Source organism: Terribacillus aidingensis, assembly GCF_040703035.1.
GTDB lineage: Bacteria > Bacillota > Bacilli > Bacillales > Amphibacillaceae > Terribacillus.
Genome location: NZ_CP159996.1, coordinates 1,227,145 through 1,247,638 on the forward strand (window position 1 = coordinate 1,227,145; position 20,494 = coordinate 1,247,638).

At 47.2% G+C, this 20,494-nt stretch carries 15 protein-coding genes; 4 read left to right on the forward strand and 11 right to left on the reverse strand.

The genetic code is table 11. The annotated features are described in order from the left end of the window. Nucleotides 1–242: 242 nt before the first annotated feature. Complete coding sequence (locus ABXS78_RS06625; protein WP_366249438.1) at nucleotides 243–1,031, reverse strand: serine/threonine-protein kinase; 789 nt, start codon at nucleotides 1,029–1,031, stop codon at nucleotides 243–245. Between the two features lie 125 nt (nucleotides 1,032–1,156). Here ABXS78_RS06625 and ABXS78_RS06630 point away from each other — a divergent pair, with 125 nt between their 5' ends. Both ABXS78_RS06630 and ABXS78_RS06635 read left to right on the forward strand, forming a co-directional pair. Further along, nucleotides 1,157–1,996 carry an SPFH domain-containing protein gene (locus tag ABXS78_RS06630; protein ID WP_095222940.1) on the forward strand — a complete coding sequence of 280 codons (840 nt, stop codon included), beginning with the start codon at nucleotides 1,157–1,159 and terminating at the stop codon, nucleotides 1,994–1,996. Nucleotides 1,997–2,008: 12 nt separating this feature from the next. Next, on the forward strand, nucleotides 2,009–2,173 hold the full coding sequence (locus ABXS78_RS06635) for an Arc family DNA-binding protein (RefSeq protein ID WP_095217437.1): 165 nt from the start codon (nucleotides 2,009–2,011) through the stop codon (nucleotides 2,171–2,173). A 30-nt stretch (nucleotides 2,174–2,203) separates the two neighbouring features. Here the strand turns inward: ABXS78_RS06635 and ABXS78_RS06640 are convergent, their stop codons facing one another. The 9 genes from ABXS78_RS06640 to ilvD all read right to left on the reverse strand — a co-directional run bounded on the left by ABXS78_RS06640 (nucleotide 2,204) and on the right by ilvD (nucleotide 13,176). Next, nucleotides 2,204–3,145, reverse strand: a complete 942-nt coding sequence (locus ABXS78_RS06640) for a threonine/serine dehydratase (protein WP_366249439.1) — start codon at nucleotides 3,143–3,145, stop codon at nucleotides 2,204–2,206. A gap of 62 nt (nucleotides 3,146–3,207) precedes the next feature. Beyond that, nucleotides 3,208–3,789 carry a 3-isopropylmalate dehydratase small subunit gene (gene leuD / locus ABXS78_RS06645; RefSeq protein ID WP_366249440.1) on the reverse strand — a complete coding sequence of 194 codons (582 nt, stop codon included), beginning with the start codon at nucleotides 3,787–3,789 and terminating at the stop codon, nucleotides 3,208–3,210. A gap of 12 nt (nucleotides 3,790–3,801) precedes the next feature. Continuing rightward, the gene (gene leuC / locus ABXS78_RS06650) at nucleotides 3,802–5,217 is read right to left on the reverse strand and encodes a 3-isopropylmalate dehydratase large subunit (RefSeq protein ID WP_366249441.1); all 1,416 of its coding nucleotides are present in this window, start codon (nucleotides 5,215–5,217) and stop codon (nucleotides 3,802–3,804) included. Nucleotides 5,218–5,234: 17 nt separating this feature from the next. Beyond that, nucleotides 5,235–6,320 carry a 3-isopropylmalate dehydrogenase gene (gene leuB, locus ABXS78_RS06655; protein ID WP_366249442.1) on the reverse strand — a complete coding sequence of 362 codons (1,086 nt, stop codon included), beginning with the start codon at nucleotides 6,318–6,320 and terminating at the stop codon, nucleotides 5,235–5,237. A gap of 24 nt (nucleotides 6,321–6,344) precedes the next feature. After that, nucleotides 6,345–7,886, reverse strand: a complete 1,542-nt coding sequence (locus tag ABXS78_RS06660) for a 2-isopropylmalate synthase (RefSeq protein ID WP_366249443.1) — start codon at nucleotides 7,884–7,886, stop codon at nucleotides 6,345–6,347. Next, nucleotides 7,864–8,910: a ketol-acid reductoisomerase gene (gene ilvC, locus ABXS78_RS06665; protein ID WP_095222946.1), complete on the reverse strand. Its 1,047-nt coding sequence runs from the start codon at nucleotides 8,908–8,910 to the stop codon at nucleotides 7,864–7,866. The genes ABXS78_RS06660 and ilvC overlap by 23 nt, the downstream gene beginning before the upstream one ends. A 23-nt stretch (nucleotides 8,911–8,933) precedes the next feature. Next, nucleotides 8,934–9,458 carry an acetolactate synthase small subunit gene (gene ilvN / locus ABXS78_RS06670; RefSeq protein ID WP_038559726.1) on the reverse strand — a complete coding sequence of 175 codons (525 nt, stop codon included), beginning with the start codon at nucleotides 9,456–9,458 and terminating at the stop codon, nucleotides 8,934–8,936. Then, entirely contained in the window at nucleotides 9,455–11,188 is a 1,734-nt protein-coding gene (gene ilvB / locus ABXS78_RS06675; protein WP_366249444.1) for a biosynthetic-type acetolactate synthase large subunit, read from the reverse strand. Before ilvB ends, ilvN begins: the two co-directional genes overlap by 4 nt. A 320-nt stretch (nucleotides 11,189–11,508) precedes the next feature. Continuing rightward, entirely contained in the window at nucleotides 11,509–13,176 is a 1,668-nt protein-coding gene (ilvD, locus tag ABXS78_RS06680) for a dihydroxy-acid dehydratase (RefSeq protein ID WP_366249445.1), read from the reverse strand. Between the two features lie 417 nt (nucleotides 13,177–13,593). On the opposite strand from ilvD, the gene ABXS78_RS06685 reads away from it, so the two are divergent. Next, nucleotides 13,594–16,908: an NTTRR-F1 domain gene (locus ABXS78_RS06685; RefSeq protein ID WP_366249446.1), complete on the forward strand. Its 3,315-nt coding sequence runs from the start codon at nucleotides 13,594–13,596 to the stop codon at nucleotides 16,906–16,908. Nucleotides 16,909–17,040: 132 nt separating this feature from the next. Then, nucleotides 17,041–18,834 carry a M3 family oligoendopeptidase gene (locus ABXS78_RS06690; protein ID WP_366249447.1) on the forward strand — a complete coding sequence of 598 codons (1,794 nt, stop codon included), beginning with the start codon at nucleotides 17,041–17,043 and terminating at the stop codon, nucleotides 18,832–18,834. Between the two features lie 208 nt (nucleotides 18,835–19,042). Here the strand turns inward: ABXS78_RS06690 and ABXS78_RS06695 are convergent, their stop codons facing one another. Further along, entirely contained in the window at nucleotides 19,043–20,416 is a 1,374-nt protein-coding gene (locus tag ABXS78_RS06695) for a peptide MFS transporter (protein ID WP_366249448.1), read from the reverse strand. Nucleotides 20,417–20,494: the final 78 nt, after the last annotated feature.

Consider the following 20,494-nt stretch of genomic DNA (forward strand, 5'->3'; position numbering starts at 1 on the left):
AGACAAGTTGTTATTTAGGGAGGGAAATCTATGTTCAAGAAATTCATCCGTAAAATACAGGAATCCGCCGGTGGGAGCAGCCATCGCCGCGGGAGAAGATATGATTCCAGCGGCCATCGAGGACGTCGCTATGACTCTAGTGGTTATCGAGGACGCCGTGGCTCTAGCGGCAGTAGTGGCTACGGTCGCAACCGTTATGGCGGCAGCAGCCGGTACAAGCGCCGTGGATATGGAAGCAGCAGTTAATCTGCTGCTTCTTTTGCTCTTCTCAAGGAATCAATCGCTTCAAACACAGAAGGGAAAGGTTCCTTGATGCCTAATAATCTTTCGAGCGCATGCTTGCATGCGGGTGACAAAGTGAGCTCTTCCGTCCAAGGGAGGGCTTTTTTAGTTGTTTTTTCAAATGTGGTGTACAAAAGATAAAGCAGGATGTCACCTAAATCGAACAGATCCTGTTCCAGACGACTCTGCTCCTCAGAATTCCTTTTACTTCTGAATTGTTTCGCTAGTCCAAAGTCGATGAGATAAGCATGTCCACCGGCAAGCATGACATTCGGTATTCGGATATCACCATGGTAGATACGATGTGTGTGCAGGTGGTCTACAACTTGAGCTATATCGATTGTCAGTGCAAGTGCTTCTTTTTCGTTATATTGCTTTTTTGTATCAAAGATATGCTGTTCCAGATTTTCACCAGAAACAAAATCCATCACGAAAAAATAACCATCCTCTGTATGAAAAAAGGAGCTGGCAGCCGGAATGGAAGGGTGCTTGAGTTTGCTGAGCAACTCATATTCCTGCTGGAACATGCGGAAATATTTCTTCCGGCCCTGACGGCTGCGCCGAAGCTGTTTCACTGTACATGTCTTCTGCTGGATGCTATCAACGCACAGATAAGTAGTACCATAGCTGCCGGAACCAAGTTTACGGATGACGCGGTATCGCTCGGCGATATACGCTCCTTTAGGATATTTTTTATCGACAAGGTAGCGATGCAATAATCGAAATGGTCTGAAGACCTGATATAACATGTGAATTCCCCGATCTTTTTTCTTTAAGTATATAGACTTGTCCCCGGGTTGCAAAGTATGTTGTCAGAATATATAATAATATTAAAGTGATATCACTTTAATATGAATATGTAGGAGTGACGTGTATGAAAGAAAAGCAAGCTGCTGCTTTAAATGGTTTCCTCGGGGTGCTGATCATCCTTGCTTGTGCGGGTGCTGGTATTTTCAGTTTGACACAGGAGGGTGTCGTTTTAGCAGTCATTCTCTTCCTTGTTGCTGTATTGCTGGTAACCGGAATCGTGATTGTACCTCCTAATCAAGCCTACGTTGTAACATTCTTCGGTAAGTATATCGGTACAATTCGTGCCAATGGTTTATTCCTGACTATCCCTCTTACTACGAGACAGCGAATCACTTTGCGTATTCGCAACTTCAACTCCAAGACACTAAAAGTAAACGACATAGAAGGGAATCCAATTGAAATAGCTGCAGTGATTGTGTATCGTGTAGTAGATACAGCAAAAGCAGCGTTCAATGTAGATGATTACGAAGAATTCGTCGCTATTCAAAGTGAAGCAGCAATCCGTCATATCGCTTCAAATTATCCCTATGACAATTTCAATGAATCCGGTTATTCTCTGCGTGAGAATGGGGATGAAATTACTGGAAAACTGCAGGCAGAATTGGAAGCACGTCTGAATGAAGCGGGTGTGGAAGTGATGGAAGCACGTTTCACGCATCTTGCTTACTCAACAGAAATTGCCCAAGCGATGCTGCAGCGCCAGCAGGCGGCAGCAATCATTGCTGCCCGCAAAATGATTGTGGAAGGTGCAGTCGGTATGTCGATGGATGCTGTGGAAGCATTGAACGAAGGCGATTTGGAACTGGATCCAGAGCGCAAGGCGCAGATGGTGAACAATCTGATGGTGGCCATTGTTTCCGATCGCGGGACACAGCCCGTCGTGAACAATGGATCACTATATTAAAGCAGGGGTCTTATGGCAAAAAAGAAGAGTTTTCCGTTGCGCATCAACCAGGATATCTATGATATGGTGCAGAAATGGGCAGACGATGATTTTCGCAGTGTGAATGCTCAAATTGAATATTTACTTCGTGAGCAGCTGAAGCAAGCTGGCAGACTGAAGCCGGAAAAAGAAAAATAGAGCAGGAAGCAAAAGGCTTCCTGCTCTTTCTTATGCCATGCTGTTGGCGGGGAGATGCATAGTAAGTGCGTGCAGCTCAGACAGCTTATGAAGATCGAAGTTCCCACCGCTGATGACGATTCCGCAATGATCGGAACGTATACTTTGATGATGGCGCATCAGTCCTGCAAAGCCAGCGGCGCCGGCACCTTCAGCGAGCGTCTTATGCCTTTCGAGCAGCTGTAAGACACCAGCAGCGATATCACGCTCTGAAACAGTGACAATATCATCCACATATTGCTGTATCAGCGGCAATGTCACCTTGCCGGGCTCATTGACAGCAATCCCTTCCGCAATTGTCGTGCAAGGGAGGGATGGTATCAAATGTTTGTGGAACGCATGGTAGGTTGCGCACACAGCTTCTGTTTGCACACCGATGACGCGAATAGAAGGCTTGATCTGTTTGGCAGCAAAAGCGATACCGCTTATCAGGCCGCCTCCTCCTATCGGAACGATGAGCGTGTCGAGTTCAGGCTGATCCGCCAGCATTTCTACGGCAATCGTGCCCTGTCCAGCGATAATATCGATGTCATCGAAAGGATGGATGAAAGTACCTCCAGAATGCTGCTGTTCCTTTTGGGCAGCAAATAGTGCCTCCTGGAAGGTTTCACCGGCTAACTCAACCGTTGCACCATAGCTTTTAGTTGCTTCTACTTTTGGCTTCGGAGTATGAATTGGCATATAGATTTTAGCTGGAATAGCGCGTTTTGCTGCTGCAAGAGCGACACCTTGTGCGTGGTTGCCAGCAGAAGCAGCAAGAACACCGCGCTTTGCGTCTTCTTCACTCATGCTGCCAATTTTAAAAATGGCCCCGCGTGCTTTAAAGGCACCCGTCTTCTGCTGGTTCTCCATCTTCAGATATACGTTCCTGCCCATCATTTTGTCCAATGAAGTGGATGTCCTGATTGGCGTGTGATGTACCAAATCCTTCAAATAAGCTGTTGCTGCTTGTATCTGTTTCTGACTTAAGCAATCCCCAATGCCTTCACACTCCTTTAATGTGTTTGTTCAAATTGTGTTATCTGATCAGCATAACTTAACGTAATGCCGATCTCGTCTAGTCCATTTAAAAGCATATGTTTATTATAGGCAGGAATGTCAAAGCCTGCCTCAAAACCTAGCTTATCATATACTTTCTGTTTTTCCAGGTCTATTGTCAGTGTATAAGCATTCTTTTCTGCCTGATTAAGCAAATAGTCTACTTGTTCCTCGGAAAGACGGATAGCAAGTATCCCGTTTTTAGTTGTATTGTTGTAGAAAATATCGGCAAAACTCGGCGCAATGATCACTTTGAAACCATAGTCCAAAAGAGCCCAGGGAGCATGCTCGCGTGACGAACCGCAGCCAAAGTTGTCACCGCCGACCAAAACAGATGCACCTTCATATTTGGGCTGATTCAAGGAGAAGTCTGTGCGCGGCTTGTCATTTTCATCGAAACGCCAGTTATAAAAGAGATATTGCCCGAAACCAGCTCGTTCAATGCGCTTTAAAAATTGCTTTGGTATGATCTGGTCAGTGTCGACGTTACGTTTTGGCAACGGATAGACAAGACCATTATGCGTTTTAATAGGTTCCATTTTCTATCCTCCTTACACAGTTGGTGCGACAACCTGTCGGACATCGACAAATCGCCCTTCGATTGCTGCCGCCGCAGCCATTTCCGGGCTGGCCAAATGCGTGCGAGCTCCAGCTCCTTGACGCCCCTCGAAATTTCGATTCGACGTAGAAGCACAGCGTTCTCCTGCGGGCACGACATCTTCATTCATTGCCAGGCACATACTGCAGCCAGCATCACGCCATTCGAATCCTGCATCTTGGAAAATTTGATCCAAGCCTTCTTGTTCTGCCTGCATCTTGACTGTGAAAGAGCCGGGAACGACCATCGCACGGACAGAAGGGTGGACTTTCTTTCCTTTGATGACACTTGCTGCTTTACGCAGGTCTGTAATCCGCGAATTCGTACAGGAGCCGATGAATACATGCTGAATCTCAATGGAAGTCAGCTGTTGGTTTGCCTCCAAGCCCATATAAGCAAGGGCCTGTTCGACAGAAGCTCTTTCATCCTTATCCTCGATAAGTGCCGGGTCTGGTACGCTTGCAGATATCGGCAGACACATACCAGGGTTTGTTCCCCATGTGACTTGCGGTTCTATTTCTGATGCATCCAAATATACGGTATGGTCATATACAGCTCCCTCGTCTGTAGCAAGGTTTCTCCACTCAGAGACAGCAGCTTCAAAATCAGAACCTTCGGGTGCATATCTTCTGCCGCGCAAGTATTCGAACGTCGTCTCATCCGGGCTGATCAGGCCGGCTCTGGCACCAGCTTCTATGGACATGTTACAAACGGTCATCCGTTCCTCCATTGATAATTCTTGGATAGCTTTGCCGGTATATTCGAGCACATAGCCGGTTCCGAATTTGACGCCGAATTTACCAATGATGGCCAGGATCAAGTCTTTCGCAGTCACGCCAGTTCCTAATGATCCTTCAATATGCACATTAAGCGTCTTTGGTTTGTTTTGCCAAAGTGTCTGAGTAGCAAGCACATGTTCTACTTCACTCGTACCTATTCCGAATGCCAGAGCACCGAATGCACCGTGGGTGGAAGTATGACTGTCGCCGCATACTATTGTTTTACCAGGCTGCGTCAAACCAAGCTGCGGGCCAATGACATGCACGATACCTTGATCCGGATGGTCAATGTCAGCTAGGCGGATTCCAAATTCGGCACAATTCGTACGCAGCGTTTCCATTTGTTTTCGTGCAACTTCATCACGAATCAGCGGACGGTGGATTGTCGGTACATTGTGATCAACTGTTGCATAGGTGCGTTCTGGCTGCCGTACTTTGCGACCTGCCAGGCGCAGACCTTCAAAAGCCTGCGGAGATGTTACCTCGTGCACAAGGTGCAAATCAATATACAAAAGGTCCGGCTTATCTGTTTCCTGTACAACTGTGTGCTTTTCCCAGATTTTTTCGATGATCGTCTTTGGTTGCTTCATTGTTCTCAGGTCCTTTCTTAAGAACTCACTTTTGCTGTCGTCAGCTGTTCGATGACGAGAGAGGTCATTTCTTTCGTACCGACGATTTTCTCTGTATCCACCTGCATATCGGTTGTTCCGTAACCGTTTTGCAGTACATCATCTACAGCTGTTTCCACAGCCTCGGCTTCTCTTTCCATCCCGAATGAATACCGAAGCAGCATGGCTGCTGAGAGAATCGCTCCAAGCGGATTAGCAATATCCTTGCCGGCTATATCCGGAGCGGAGCCATGCACTGGCTCATACAAACCGAGCTGATCCTCACGCAGGCTGGCAGAAGGGAGGAGGCCCAGAGACCCGGTAAGCACGGATGCTTCATCGCTCAAGATATCGCCGAATAGGTTCTCGGTGACAATAACATCGAAATAGGTTGGGTTTGTAATGAGTTTCATAGCAGTAGAATCCACGAGCATATGCTCAACCGTTACTTCTGGATAGTCTTTGCTCTTTTCATCAACGATTTCACGCCATAGTTTGCTGGATTCTAGTACATTTGCTTTATCGACGGAAGCTAGACGTTTATTCCGGAGCATTGCGCTCTGGAAACCTGTATCGACAATCCGTTCGATTTCGCTTTTTTCATAATGCAAGGTGTCGACAACGATTTGACCATCTACACGGCGTTCGCTTGGAAGCCCGAAATAAAGTCCTCCGGTCAGTTCCCTTACAATCAATAGATCGCTGCCTTCGACGATTTCCTGCTTGAGCGGAGAACTAGCAAGCAGGGAAGGAAAGGTTTTGACGGGACGCAGGTTTGCAAATAGACCCAGACCCTTGCGCAGCTGGAGCAGCCCTTTTTCGGGCCGCAGATGAGCAGGCTGCTGATCCCATTTTGGTCCTCCTACAGCACCAAGTAAAATGGCATCTGATTCTTTACAAGCTTGAAGGGTGTCTGCTGGCAGCGGTTCCCCGAATACATCTATGGCTGCACCGCCAATCGTCTTACTTGTGAAACTGAAGTTGTGGGAAAAGACGTCGGCCACTTGCTGCAGGACGGAAGCCGCAGCTTCTGTCACAGCAGGACCAATTCCATCTCCCGGAAGCAGTACAATGTTTTTGTGCATAGTTAACACTCTCCAGGTCAGGGTTTAAATTAATGCTTGAACCTTTTTCATAGTTGCGGCACGCAAAGCGCGGTTCACGCCGTTGACAAAGGCATGGCTCGATGCCTTCAGCACATCATTTGCCGTGCCGCGGCCGGTAAAGGGATCACCGTCAACTTGCAGCTGTACATGTACTTCAGCGAGAGCATCTTCGCCTTTTCCGACAGAATGAATGCGGTAGTCAGTAAGTGTTACTTTTTCATCGATTAAAGCAGCCAATGTATTATAAATAGCCTCGACTGTTCCATGACCCGTCCGGGCGGTTTCCTTGATGCCATGATCCGGAGTCTGCAGGGCAATTGTTGCAGTCGGCAGATTTTGTGGACCCATTGTTACTTGAAGGGCTTTCACTTCATACGTTTTCACTGGGTCATGCTTTGTCTGGACATCTAGTGCAATGGTAAAGAGATCATCATCCGTGATTTCTTTCTTTTTATCTGTCAGGCGCTTGAAGCGGTCGAATGCTTCCTGCAACTGTGTTTCAGATAGTGTAAAACCAAGTTCTGCGATTCTGGTATTGAAAGCATGTCGTCCGGAATGCTTTCCAAGTACTAGATTGGTAGCATTCATTCCGACTAGTGCCGGCGTAATGATTTCATAGGTTTCTGCATGCTTCAGCATTCCGTCTTGGTGGATGCCAGATTCATGAGCGAAGGCGTGATCGCCGACGATTGCTTTGTTTCCTGGCACCGTCATGCCCGTCAATTTGCTGATCAGACTGCTCGTTCGTTTGATTTCATGCAGAATGAGGCGGGAGGAGTGCTCATAGGCATCTTTACGAATGTGAAGGGCAACCGCGATTTCCTCTAGGGCAGCATTTCCTGCACGTTCTCCAATGCCATTAACCGTTCCTTCAATTTGAGTTGCGCCGTTTTCGATAGCAGCAATGCTATTGGCTACAGCCATTCCCAAATCATCATGGCAGTGTGCTGATAGATCTGCTTTTTCGATATTTGGAACGTGCTCCTTCATATAAGCAAACATTCTGCCGTACTCGGCAGGTGTCGCATAACCGACAGTATCAGGCAAGTTTACAACTGTCGCACCAGCATCTATGACAGCCTCAACAACTTCGGCAAGGAAGGGAAGTTCAGATCTGGAAGCATCTTCTGCAGAAAATTGGACAATTGGGAACCGTTCCTTCGCATAAGTAACCATCTCAACAGCTGTTCGAAGCACTTCCTCAGGTGTTTTCTTCAGCTTGTATTCCATATGGATAGGGGAGGTGGCCAAGAATACATGAATTCTTGGCTGCTCTGCACCCTTCAATGCTTCCCAGGCGGTATCAATATCGCTTTTCTTTGCCCGGGCCAATGCTGTGACAGCGGTAGTTTTAATGGTCTTGGCAATTTCCTGTACAGCGAGGAAATCACCCTCGGAGGAAGCGGGGAAGCCCGCTTCCAAAACATCCATTCCGAGGCGTTCCAGCTGTCGGGCAATTTCAACCTTTTCCAGTTTGTTCAGATTGACTCCTGGTGTCTGTTCGCCATCTCGCAGTGTTGTATCAAAAAATTTTATTTGAGCCATGGACAATCACTTCCTCAGCGGATTGATTTTTCTTGCCTTGTTTGACGAATGGCATCAATTCGCGGAGTTCGCGCCCAATTGTTTCGATCTGGTGATTTGTTTCTCTGGCATTGATTGCATTGAATTGTGGTCGGTTGGCCTGGTTCTCCAAGATCCATCCTTTCGCGAATGTACCGTTTTGGATATCGTCCAGCACTTCTTTCATGCGAGCTTTTGTTTCATCATTGACAACTCGCGGACCAGAAACGAAATCACCCCATTGAGCTGTATCAGAGATACTGTAACGCATTCCCTCCAGACCATCCTCGTACATAAGGTCGACGATCAGTTTCAACTCATGCAGACACTCAAAGTAGGCAACTTCTGGTTGATAACCAGCTTCTGTCAATGTTTCAAAGCCAGCTTTGACAAGGCTTGTAAGTCCGCCGCAAAGGACTGCCTGCTCACCGAACAAATCTGTCTCCGTTTCTTCCTGGAATGTTGTTTCCAAAATTCCAGCGCGACCTGCTCCAATACCTTTCGCATATGCCAATGCGATTTCTTTTGCAGTTCCGCTGACATCTTGGTAGATACCGAATAGGGCAGGAACGCCAGCGCCTTCTGTGTACGTACGGCGGACAAGATGACCCGGGCCTTTCGGGGCAACAAGGAATACATCCACATTAGATGGAGGTGCGATTTGGTTGAAGTGAACGTTGAAACCATGTGCAAATACAAGAGCATTTCCAGTCTCCAGATTCTGTTCGATGCTTTCTTTGTAGATAGCAGGCTGCAGTTCATCCGGAACAAGCATCATGATGATATCCGCTGCTTGAGCCGCTTCAAAAGCAGAACGCACATCATGTCCGTCTTCAACTGCTTGATCCCATGATTTACCTTGCCTTACTCCGACAACAACATCAAATCCGCTTTCTTTCAAGTTTTGCGCGTGAGCATGGCCTTGAGAGCCATAACCGATTACTGCGATTTTCTTCCCTTTCAATACCTCTTCTTGAATGTCATTGTGATAGATAACTTTTGCCATGATCTCGTCATTCCTCTCCATTTTTAATTGGTTATAAGTGAATACGTGTTTCCATCCGCAGCTTGCGGCTGATGCCCACGTAGGAAGGCCGTTACACCAGTTCTCGTTAATTCCTTGATTCCATAAGGCCGGACAAGCTCGAGGAAAGCCTCGATTTTATCCGAATCACCGGTTACCTGAACAATCATGCTGTCCTTGCTGATATCTACTGCGCTGGCACGGAAAGGAGCAATGATGCTTTGCAGCTCATTCCGGCTGGCAGGGGGGCAGACAACTTTTACGAGTGCCAGCTCCCTAGCAACTATGGCGTGATCGGTAATATCGGCTACTTTCAGTACGTCAATCTGCTTATGAAGCTGTTTTGTGAGCTGTTCCAGCTTCTGCATGTCTTCTACTTCAACGACGAAGGTCATACGGCTGATTTGCTCCACCTCAGTTTTGCCTACTGAGATACTATCGATATTGAATTGTCTTTTCTGCATCAAACCTGTTATCCGGTTCAGCACACCGCTCCTATTCTGAACGGTTGCCGTAATGATTCGCTTCATCGACTCACTCCAATCATTTCATGCAGTCCTTTTCCTGGTGCAATCATCGGGAACACATTCTCCTGACGCAGCACACGACAGTCAATTACAACTGGTTCGTCAGATTGAAGCAGGGAAGGAAGCTCTGCCACTAACTGCTCTTGTGTTTCCAAGCGGAATCCTTTTATGCTGTAGCTATCAGCCAACTTGATGAAATCCGGCTGGATATCCAGCAGTGACTCGGAATAACGCTCTTGGTAAAAGAATTCCTGCCACTGCCTGACCATACCGAGACTTTGGTTGTTGACTATCAGTATCTTCACCGGCAGTTTTCGCTCTTGCAGGACGGATAGCTCCTGCATGGTCATCTGGAATCCGCCATCCCCGACTACGCTGATGACTGTACTGTCGGGACTTGCCAGCTGGGCCCCGATTGCAGCAGGGAAGCCGAATCCCATCGTGCCGAGTCCGCCAGAGGTCACCCAGCGATTGGGCTGGTCAAAACTGTAATATTGTGCGGCCCACATTTGATGCTGCCCGACATCGGTCGTGACGATGGCATTTCCTTTTGTTGCTTTATGAACGGCCTGCATGACCCATTGCGGAATGAGATCCTGTCCAGGGTTGTTGAACCATAGCGGATAATCTTCTTTGTACTGCTGCAGATGATTTCTCCATGTCTGGATGTCTGGAATATCTGCTTCTGCTTTTTGAAGTTCTTCCAATGCAGCCTTGGCATCAGACACGACGGGAATGCTGGTAGGTATGATTTTCCCGATTTCTGCCGGATCGATATCGATATGTGCGATTGTTGCTTGCGGGGCAAAATGCGCCAGGTTCCCTGTAAGGCGATCATCGAATCTGGCACCTACGTTAATTAGCAAATCGCATTCATATAGGGCACGGTTGGCTGCGTATGTCCCGTGCATGCCTGCCATACCAAGAAATTCCGGTTCGCTGGCTGGAAAGGCACCTAGTCCAAGCAGGGTAGATGTGACAGGCAGCTGGAAACGCTTTGCGAATGCTAGGACTTCTTTCGACGCTTTTGCATGCAGGATACCTGCTCCTGTCAGCAAAATAGGGCGTTTCGCAGTCGATATTGCATGGATAAGCTTTTTGATTTGATTGTTATTTGGCTTCAATGTCGGTTGATAACCTGGAAGGTGAATAGGTTCCTCAGCAGCAGCTCTTTGGTAAACCTCACCCGAGATGTCCTTTGGAATGTCGATTACTACAGGTCCTGGCCGTCCAGTAGTGGCGATATAAAACGCTTCTTTAATAATGCGCGGCATATCTTCCTGCCTTTGGACTTGGTAGTTGTGCTTTGTAATAGGAGTGGTGATTCCCATCACATCTGATTCTTGGAAAGCATCTGTTCCGATGACACTTCTGCCTACTTGGCCGGTGAATACGACAAGAGGCAGGGAATCCATCATTGCATCGGCAATTCCAGTTATAAGGTTTGTCGCACCAGGTCCAGAAGTCGCAATCACAACCCCGGGCTTTCCGGAAACACGTGCATAGCCTTCTGCGGCATGTATTGCTCCTTGTTCATGTCGAGTCAAGATGTGCTGGAACTGAGGTTCTGCGCGATACAAGGCATCATAGATCGGGAGTACAGCTCCCCCTGGATAGCCGAAAATAGTATCAACACCTGCTGCTTGCAGTGCCTCTACAAATAAATCAGCACCCGTTTTTGGAACTTCGGCAGCAGGATTTCTTTCTTGTACGGCTTGAGCCTTCACCTTCATGGTTATATCCCTCCAATAGATTTTGTTATATAAAAAAAGCCTTTTTTCTCCATTCAAGCAATCTTGCAAGAAATGGGGAAAAAAGACTTTGCTTTTCTCGGTACCACCCAAGTTCACAGCTTCCTTACGGTAAACTGCCTCGTGGAGCTGCGTTTGCCAGCTCCGTTTTGGTAACAGGTGCTGTACACCTGGCTCAGCCTACTGTAATTCAGCTTCGCGCTCAGGGAAGAGAGATGACGGATTATATTGCCAGGCTTCCAGCGTCCCTGGCTCTCTGTGAATATAATGCTTCCGTCTCTATGGTCCCGTCTTCGGTTTGGTTATATTTTCATGACCCCGCCAGTGTTAGCTGAGGTTACGAGCTTTGCATATTTTGCTAAGTAACCAGATTTGATTTTAGGTTCGGGCTGTTTCCAATTCTGTCGGCGTGCCTCCAGAACATCTTCATTCACAAGCAATTCAATGCTGCGTGTTTCCAGATCGATCAAAATTGGATCGCCATTCTCAACAAATGCTATTGGTCCGCCTTCAGCTGCCTCCGGAGAAATATGACCGGCAGAAATGCCTCGGGTCGCACCTGAGAAACGGCCATCTGTTATCAAAGCGACTTCTTTAGCTAAACCGCGTCCCGCAATAGCAGAAGTAGGGGAGAGCATCTCGGGCATCCCTGGTCCGCCTTTTGGACCTTCATAACGGATGACGACGACATGTCCTGCCTGCACGGTTCCGTTCGTGATGCCTTCCTGTGCCTCATCCTGTGAGTCAAAGACAATTGCCTCACCGAGGAACTTCTTGATGGAAGGATCAACAGCTCCGACTTTTATGACACTGCCGTCGGGTGCAAGATTACCGTACAGAATACTTAAACCGCCAACTGGACTGTAGGGATTATCCAATGGACGAATAACCTCTTTATTTAAGATCTCGTAGTCTTCCACATTCTCAGCTATTGTCTTACCAGTGATGGTAATACGCTCCTTATGAAGAAGGCCATCGATCTTGCATAACTCGTTGATGATTGCACTGACTCCTCCGGCTAGGTGGACGTCATGCATGGAATAATCTGAAGCTGGACTGATTTTGGAAAGGTAAGGAACCTTCTCTGCAATCTTATTTATGTCTGCCAGATCATAATCAATGCCGGCTTCATGAGCGATAGCGATTGTATGAAGAACTGTATTCGTTGAACCACCCATAGCCATATCCAAAGCGAAGGCATTATCAAAGGTTTCCTTTGTCATAATGTCTCGCGGACGGATATCCTCTTTAACAAGACGGATCAGGTGTCTGGCAGCTTCATAGATCAGTTCATGCCGTTCGTCGGATGTGGCTAGCAGTGTTCCGTTTCCAGGAACGGTCATGCCGAGCATCTCCATTAGGCTGTTCATAGAGTTTGCTGTGAACATACCGGAGCAGGATCCGCAAGTCGGACAAGCAAGCTGCTCGATTGTTGCTAATTCCTGTTCGGTCATCGTACCGTTTTGCACGGCACCTACACCTTCGAACATGGACACGAGATTCAATGGTTTCCCTTCTGGACTTACACCAGCTTCCATTGGACCTCCCGAAACAAAGACAGAAGGGACATTCGTCCTTGCCGATGCCATCAGCATACCCGGTGTTATTTTATCGCAATTCGGTATATAGAAGACGCCGTCGAACCAATGCGCCTGTATAACTGTTTCTGCACTGTCTGCAATGATTTCCCTGCTCGGCAAGCTGTAACGCATACCGATATGACCCATTGCAATGCCGTCATCTACACCAATCGTATTGAATTCGAAGGGGATACCACCTGCTTGGCGAATAGCGTCTTTTACTACTTCGGCGAATTTGTTTAGATGCATGTGTCCTGGAATGATATCGATGTAAGAGTTGCAAACACCGATGAACGGTTTTCCTAAGTCAGACGTTTTAACACCGGTCGCATGCAGCAAACTGCGGTGCGGAGCGCGGTCAATCCCTGTTTTGATCATGTCACTGCGCATTGGATCAAAACACCTCCCAGTTGCAAAAGTTCTTTTTCTCTTTACATGTTGGATGCTCATAAATTGATTGAATTGAATAATTTGAAAATTCATTTATTTGATTAATTGTCAGTTATCATAACGCCTAACGCAAGCTAGGTCAACAGCTTATCGGATAAATTTTCAGATTCTTTAAATCATTCAAACTACTTGTAAGCGCTACCAATACGGTGGTGCAGGGGTTATTGTCAGATAATCTGGCAGAAAACTTTTTTATAGCTCTTGATTTAATGAAAAGAGCGGACTTGTACAATTTTGGAAAACTTATAGGAATATAGGTCAAACAAGGGTTCATGTAGCTTTTTGTTTGAATAGTTATAGGAGAGAAATTATGTGGATTGGAATTCTTTTATTATTTGAAGGAGGCAGAATTAAACGATGCCTGACCAGAACATCGTAAGGAATGGCGGATTCGAATCTGGCAGTCTTGTACCATGGGTTTCATCTTTTGCATCAATCACTCAGCAATATACACATAGCGGCAACTATGCGGCAAGGCTCGATGGTGGTCAAAAGACTGCGTTCATAGCGCAATACGTGTCACCTGTTATAGCAGGCTATAGTTATAATCTGTCAGTTTACTTGGCGAGGGAAAGTGAACAGCCTGCACCGACAATACAGATACAAATAATCTTTCTTACAGAGAATTTTCAAACGGTGAAGCGAGGATTGCTATTGGAAGTACCCCCAGACAGCATCCCTATAGCTCCACAAGCAGGCTGGAGAGAAGTTACTGGCATCTCCGTAACAGCACCGCGAGGAACCTCCCAGATCTTTTTGTTGATTAACACCCTGCCAGATCCTGCTTCTGGCAGTATGCTGGTGGATGATGTGAGTCTGTCGATTTATGGAGGTGGAATAGGAGTAACTGGAGCGACAGGTCCTACAGGTGCAACCGGTATTCAAGGACCACCTGGTCCACCAGGGGCTACTGGTGTTACCGGTCCTGCAGGAATTACTGGAGTTACAGGGGGAACAGGAGAGACTGGACCAACGGGAGTGACAGGAGAAACCGGAGCAACTGGTATCACTGGGGTAACAGGAGAAACCGGCTCCACAGGAATAACCGGAGTAACAGGGATAACAGGAGTTACTGGAGAAACCGGAGTAACAGGGATAACAGGAGTTACTGGAGAAACCGGATCGACAGGACTTACTGGTTTAACGGGAGAGACTGGGTCTACAGGAGTTACTGGAGTGACAGGAGAAACCGGAGCTACGGGGATAACTGGAGTAACAGGAGAGACTGGGGCAACAGGGATCACCGGAGTGACTGGAGAAACCGGATCGACAGGACTTACCGGAGTGACTGGAGAAACCGGATCGACAGGACTCACAGGAGTAACAGGGGAAACCGGATCGACAGGACTTACTGGAGTTACCGGAGAAACCGGAGCAACAGGACTTACTGGTTTAACGGGAGCAACCGGACCGACAGGACTTACCGGAGTAACGGGAGAAACCGGATCGGCAGGGATTACCGGCGTTACCGGAGAAACCGGGTCCACAGGCCTTACCGGGGTAACAGGAGAAGCCGGCTCGACAGGGCTTACCGGAGTAACGGGAGAAACCGGACCGACAGGGCTTACTGGAGTAACGGGAGAAACCGGGTCCACAGGCCTTACCGGGGAAACAGGAGAAACCGGACCGACAGGAATCACTGGAGTAACAGGAGAAACAGGATCGACAGGATCTACTGGAGTTACCGGAGTAACGGGAGAAACAGGATCGACAGGAATTACTGGTGTTACGGGAGAAACAGGATCGACAGGAATCACTGGAGTAACGGGAGAAACCGGCTCCACAGGACTTACTGGAGTAACGGGAGAAACAGGATCGACAGGACTTACTGGTGTTACGGGAGAAACCGGGTCCACAGGAATCACTGGAGTAACAGGAGAAACCGGCTCCACAGGACTTACCGGAGTAACGGGAGAAACCGGATCGACAGGACTTACTGGTGTTACGGGAGAAACCGGGTCCACAGGAATCACTGGAGTAACAGGAGAAACCGGCTCCACAGGACTTACCGGAGTAACGGGAGAAACCGGTTCGACAGGACTTACTGGTGTTACGGGAGAAACCGGGTCCACAGGAATCACCGGAGTAACGGGAGAAACTGGATCTACAGGAATCACTGGAGTAACAGGAGAAACCGGCTCGACAGGAATTACCGGAGTAACGGGAGAAACCGGACCGACAGGGATTACCGGAGTAACGGGAGAAACCGGACCGACAGGGATTACCGGAGTAACGGGAGAAACAGGATCGACAGGAATTACCGGAGTAACGGGAGAAACCGGCTCGACAGGAAACACTGGAGTAACGGGAGAAACAGGACCGACAGGGCTCACCGGAGTAACGGGAGAAACCGGCTCGACAGGAATCACTGGAGTAACGGGAGAAACCGGACCGACAGGGATCACCGGAGTAACGGGAGAAACTGGATCTACAGGAATTACCGGAGTAACAGGAGAAACCGGAGCAACAGGGCTTACCGGGGTAACGGGAGAAACCGGAGCAACAGGACTTACTGGAGTAACGGGAGAAACCGGACCGACAGGGATTACCGGTGTTACCGGAGAAACCGGCTCGACTGGGATTACAGGAGTGACAGGAGAAACCGGCTCGACAGGACTTACTGGAGTAACGGGAGAAACCGGAGCAACAGGAATCACCGGAGTAACGGGAGAAACCGGCTCGACAGGGCTCACTGGAGTAACAGGGGAAACCGGATCGACAGGTATTACTGGAGTAACGGGAGAAACCGGATCAACCGGGATTACTGGAGTTCCGGGGGAAACTGGTTCGACAGGGCTTACCGGAGTAACAGGTGAGACTGGGTCAACAGGACTCACCGGAGTGACAGGACCTACTGGAGTTACCGGAGAAACTGGAACAACAGGACCTGCAGGATTTACCGGTCCAACGGGAGCAGCGGGAGCGACAGGAATAACAGGCCCTGCAGGAATAACTGGTCCAACGGGAGCAGCGGGAGCGACAGGAATAACAGGCCCTGCAGGAATAACTGGTCCAACGGGAGCAGCAGGATCGACAGGAACAACAGGCCCTGCAGGAATTACCGGTCCAACGGGAGCAGCGGGAGCGACAGGAATAACAGGCCCTGCAGGAATAACTGGTCCAACGGGAGTAGTAGGATCGACAGGAACAACAGGCCCCGCAGGAATAACAGGACCTACAGGAGTAGCAGGTGCAACCGGAGTTACTGGTCCGACCGGTTTAACCGGGACCACTGGAATTACCGGACCAACAGGCTCCACAGGTAGTGCGCTGCCTTCTGTTAGCGCTCTTGCAGCAAACCAGGTAACCACAGCTATTGCTATTCCTCTTAATACCGATACGGTAGTTAATACGATTACTCCGGCAGTAGTGGCGGGTAACAATGTGAAATTAGATTTTAATGTACAAATTGCTGTAGTAACCACTGCCAACTGGTCAGTTACTATAACTGCTACACTCCGAAGAGATGGAACTACTCTGAATCAGGTAAGCATTGGTCGAACTGGTACACTAGCAGGGACATATCGTATCTTGCTACCTAATACGTTTGTAGACGTGGTACCAACCACTGAAACAGCGACCTATACAGTAAGCATTACTGTTGTGCCAGGTACAAATATTACATCTGCCGCGGCTGAGACGCGTAATCTGAACGGTACACGCTTTGTTTAATAGAATCAAGACCATAGCATCTAAAGCTATGGTCTTGATTTTTATTGCAATGCCGAAAAATAGCGAACAATAAAACTTTTCAGTCAATAACTCGGAGCGTATAATAGAAAGGTAGTTTAAGGAGGTATACATATGACAAATAAATATGGACAAACATGGGATCTAGATGCAATTTTCCCTGGTGGCAGTAATTCAGCCGCGCTAACGGAATTCGCAGATAAAGCGGATCAAGCTTTACAAGATTGGAAACAGGCTTTGGAAGCCTTCCAAGTTCCTGATCAGGCTGAAGATACTGCTGGCTTGGTAAGTATCGTAGCGGAGTGGGAAACTTCTGCTAAACATGTATTCGAGGTTGTTGCATTCGTTGAATGTCTCGTTGCACAGGATGTTACAGACAAAAAAGCAAAGCAATGGTCTGGGAAGAAAGATGAACTTATGGCTGCCTACAGCGGAACGCTTACTGGTGTAGATCAAGTTATTACACAAGTGCCGCAGCAGACGTGGGAACAGATGCTTGAGCAGCCGGAATTGATAGATTATGCATTTGTGCTTGATGAGCGCAGAAAAGAGGCTGCTGAGAAGCTGTCGCCTGAACAGGAAGTATTGCTGAATGATTTGGCGATTGATGGCTACCATGGCTGGGGAGGTATGTACGATACGATTGTCGGCAGCATTCAGGTACCATTGGAAATCGATGGAGAAGAGAAATCCTATTCTGTTGGTCAGGCTGCCAATAAATTGGATGCTCCAGATCGCCAAGTAAGGCAGCATGTATTTGCTAGAATGCAGGAAGCTTGGACAGAAAAAGAAGATTTCTTTGCTGAAACGCTTAATCATCTAGCAGGTTTCCGTCTTCAGACATACAAGCATCGAAAATGGGACAGTGTGCTGAAAGAGCCGTTGGCTTATAACCGTATGTCTCAAGAAACACTGGATGCTATGTGGGGAGCGATCACGGATGAGAAGGATTCATTCGTCAAATACCTGCAGCGCAAAGCGGAAATCCTCGGTCTGGAAAAATTGAGCTGGTATGATATTGATGCACCGCTCTCCTCTGCGACAAAGCATGTATCATATGACGAAGCTGCTGACTTCATCGTGAAGAATTTCCGGAAATATAGCAGCCAAATGGCAGATTTCTCCCAGCAAGCATTCGAAAAGCGTTGGATTGAAGCAGAAGACCGCAATAGCAAACGCCCCGGTGGCTTTTGTACCAGCTTCCCAGACAAAAAGGAAAGCCGGATTTTTATGACATTCAGTGGTACTGCTTCCAATGTATCTACGCTAGCGCATGAGTTAGGTCATGCTTATCACAGCTACGCAATGAATGATGTGGAACAGTTGAACCAGGAATATGCAATGAACGTGGCTGAGACAGCTTCGACATTGGCTGAATTGATTGTTTCCGATGCTGCAGTAAGAGAAGCAGCGACGAAAGAAGAGAAAATCGCATTGATCGAGGAGAAGATTCAGCGCAGTATTGCTTTCTTCATGAATATCCATGCGCGATTCTTGTTTGAGACGAGATTCTATGAAGAACGTAAAAGCGGATTAGTATCCGCTGCTCGATTGCGCGAGTTGATGGTTGATGCTCAGAAAGAAGCATATAATGACCAGCTTGATGAATACGATCCAACATTCTGGGCGTCCAAGTTGCATTTCTACGCGACTGACGTACCGTTTTATAATTTCCCGTACACATTCGGGTTCTTGTTTAGTACTGGTATATACGCAAAAGCAGCAGAAAACCCGCAAGACTTTGAGCGTTCCTACAATGCTTTGCTTGAGGACACTGGCCGGATGACGGTAGAAGACTTGGCGATGAAGCATTTGCAGGAAGACTTAACAGATAAGGCTTTCTGGCTTAAAGCTATCGAAGTTTGTAAGCAGGATATTGAGGAATTCTTGAGACTGACTGCTGAATAATTAAGAAAAGACCACTTACTGAAGTGGTCTTTTTTCATGAAAGTTCGTTGAAGTTAAACTGTCCTTATCAGCATGCACCATCCAGAACTGTTTGACGGAACTTCTGAATAAGCTTGGAACTCAGAACAGTTCGCAAGCTGTTTACATAGGGAAAGAAAGAGAATACATATAAAAAACACAGTTCCTTGGAGGAACTGTGTTTTTTGGATTAGTCACGCGCATCCAACATGGATTGCAGTTTTTTGGAGACTGCTAGCAGGATCAAACCTACTACGATAGCGACTGCACCAATTATACTGAAGATCTCGACATAACCAAGTGATTCTGTCAATGCAGCAAGCTGTCCAGCGATAAGGCTGGCAATACCAGTTGCGGCCATCCAGACACCCATCAATAGAGAAGCGATTTTCACTGGTGCTACTCGACTTACCATCGATAGCCCAACGGGTGACAGACATAGTTCACCTAACGTATGGAACAGATAAGTGAAGACGATGAATAGAATATTAGCTCTGTGAACGATATTCCCTTCGTCACTGCCTGTATAAAGCACTGCTGGTACTAAAATCATAAACCCTAATCCCAAAAGAATCATACCCATGGACATTTTCGTCGTTGTGCGCAAATCACCGCGTTTTGATTTACTAAGTTTCAACCAAATAGCAGATATGATTGGTGCAAGGAGGACAATGAACAATGGATTCACAGATTGGAACCAGGAAACAGGTATCGTATAACCGCCAATACTTCGATCAATAAAATCTCTCGTATATAGTGTTAAGGAAGTACCAGCTTGTTCGAAGCCAGCCCAGAAGAAGATGATGAATACAGCTAGAATCAGTACTGCACCTGTCCGCTTCTTATCAGCAGCTGTCATTTTTGCTGGAACGCTTCCCGCAGCTATATTAGTACGTGCAGGTTTTGTGCCAATATCACCTAAATAACGCTTACCTAACAAGCTAAAGATCAACTGACCGATAACCATACCAATAGAAGATGCCAAGAATGCCCATTTGAAGCCAAAGTGTTCAATTCCAGCAGCATCAGTTGTATGGAATAGATCCTCAGCAAGGAATCCTGCAATTAGAGGAGAGAAGAATGCACCGATGTTGATACCCATGTAGAAGATGGTAAATGCAGCATCTTTACGTTTATCCATCGGATGATACAACTCACCAACATGTGTTGAGATATTCGGTTTGAAAAAGCCGTTACCAATTATTAGGAACAACATACCAATATATAATCCCCACTGATTGTTGAATAGGAATATTGTGAAATCTCCGATCGCCATTGTTACGCCACCAATAGTGATAGCGGTACGTAGGCCGATATACTTGTCAGTCAAGTAACCGCCAATAATTGGCGTAAAGTATATAATTCCTGTGTACAAACCATAAATTAATGCAGCTTGCTGCGTATTCATGCCCAATCCGCCGCTTATTGCTGCAGCAGTTAAGTAAAGCATTAAAACTGCACGCATACCATAGTAGCTATATCTTTCCCACATTTCGGTGAAGAAGAGAAGATACAATCCCTTTGGATGCTTCTTCCCTTGTGGGATTGTAGCTGGTGTATCCATTTTAAATCCTCCCTTTTTAAAGAACATTGTCCATTATACGTCATAGTTTTTCTCGAATTCAAACAATTTCGTTAGATG